The sequence below is a fragment of the Methylorubrum podarium genome (assembly GCF_022179745.1).
GTDB classification, from domain to species: Bacteria; Pseudomonadota; Alphaproteobacteria; order Rhizobiales; family Beijerinckiaceae; genus Methylobacterium; species Methylobacterium podarium.
The window spans coordinates 1-1,902 of sequence record NZ_BPRD01000679.1 but is presented as its reverse complement, the minus strand read 5'-3'; the positions used below and the strand labels follow the sequence as shown (position 1 = coordinate 1,902).

Here is a 1,902-nt window from a genome sequence, read left to right as displayed (position 1 = left end):
CCTGCGCGCGCAGGTACTCCTCCTCCGACAGGAGCTGACGCTCCTTGAGGGGGGTGAGGCCCGGCTCGATGACGACGTAGGACTCGAAGTAGAGGATGCGCTCAAGGTCCTTGAGCGCCATGTCGAGCAGCAGGCCGATGCGCGAGGGCAGCGACTTCAGGAACCAGATATGGGCGACGGGGGCGGCCAGCTCGATATGGCCCATGCGGTCGCGCCGGACGCGCGCGAGGGTGACCTCGACGCCGCACTTCTCGCAGATGACGCCCTTGTACTTCATGCGCTTGTACTTGCCGCACAAGCACTCGTAGTCCTTGATCGGCCCGAAGATGCGCGCGCAGAACAGGCCGTCGCGCTCGGGCTTGAAGGTCCGGTAGTTGATCGTCTCGGGCTTCTTGATCTCGCCGTAGGACCACGAGAGGATCTTCTCAGGGCTCGAGATCGAGATCTTGATCTGGTCGAAGCTCTGCGGCTGGGCCTGCTGATTGAAAAGGTTCATGACCTCTTGGTTCATGATCCGCTCCTTGCTCGCCGGCTGCCCCGCGCCTGGGCAGTCACGGCTTGATCCTCATGGCGCCGCGCTCGTCCGGAGCGCCGCTGGCCGTCATCGTGTCGTGGAAGGCCCCGCCCCTTCCCGCTCGACCGCGGCGACGCCTCGTGGGAGGCGCCGCCGCGGGAGGTGATACGGTCGTTACTCGGCCGCCTCGGCCGGCGGCTCGATCTGCTGGTCGTTCGAGGCGTTCTGCTTGGAGTTCGTCAGCTCGACGTTGAGGCCGAGCGAGCGCATCTCCTTGACGAGCACGTTGAACGATTCGGGGATGCCGGCCTCGAAGGTGTCGTCGCCGCGGACGATCGCCTCGTAGACCTTGGTGCGGCCGGCCACGTCGTCCGACTTCACCGTCAGCATCTCCTGCAGCGTGTAGGCCGCGCCGTAGGCCTCCAGCGCCCAGACCTCCATCTCACCGAAGCGCTGGCCGCCGAACTGCGCCTTGCCGCCCAGCGGCTGCTGGGTGACGAGCGAGTACGGGCCGATCGAGCGCGCGTGGATCTTGTCGTCCACGAGGTGGTGCAGCTTCAGCATGTAGATGTAGCCCATCGTCACCTTGCGGTCGAAGGGCTCGCCGGTGCGACCGTCGTAGAGGGTCGACTGCGCCGAGCGGTCGAGCCCGGCCATCTCCAGCATCGTCTCGATGTCGGCTTCCTTGGCGCCGTTGAACACCGGGGTCGCCATCGGCACGCCGCGGCGGACGTTGTTGCCGGCCTCCGCCAGATCCTCGTCCGACAGGCCCTCCAGCTCCGCGGGGGAGTAGATCGCCTTCATCTCCTCCTTCAGCGGGCCGATATCCTGCGTCTTCAGATAGGCATCGACCGCCTTCGCCACCTTGCGACCCAAGCCCGCAGCCGCCCAGCCGAGGTGGGTCTCCAGGATCTGACCCACGTTCATGCGCGAGGGCACGCCGAGCGGGTTGAGCACGATGTCGGCATGCGTCCCGTCCTCGAGGAACGGCATGTCCTCGATCGGCACGATGCGCGACACGACGCCCTTGTTGCCGTGGCGGCCGGCCATCTTGTCGCCGGGCTGGATCTTGCGCTTCACCGCCACGAAGACCTTGACCATCTTCATGACGCCGGGCGGAAGCTCGTCGCCGCGCTGCAGCTTCTCGACCTTGTCGAGGAAGCGCTGCTCCAGGCGCTTCTTCGACTCGTCGTACTGCTTCTGCATCGCCTCGATCTCCGTCATCAGACGGTCGTCGACGACGGCGAACTGCCACCATTGCGAGCGGGGATACTCGCTGATGATCTCGCGGGTCAGCGTGGTGTCCTTGCGGAAGCCCTTCGGGCCGGCGATCGGCGACTGGCCGATCAGCACCTACGCGCGTCTCGCCGAGGTGCTGATCGGCCAGT

At 66.1% G+C, this 1,902-nt stretch carries 2 pseudogenes; both read right to left on the bottom strand.

Annotated elements, in window-relative coordinates:
* Positions 1 to 511: pseudogene (locus MFF42_RS25730) on the bottom strand (DNA-directed RNA polymerase subunit beta'); the annotation flags it as partial.
* Positions 512 to 688: 177 nt separating this feature from the next.
* Positions 689 to 1,867 (bottom strand): annotated as a pseudogene (locus MFF42_RS25725) (DNA-directed RNA polymerase subunit beta); the annotation flags it as partial.
* Between the last annotated feature and the right edge of the window lie 35 nt (positions 1,868 to 1,902).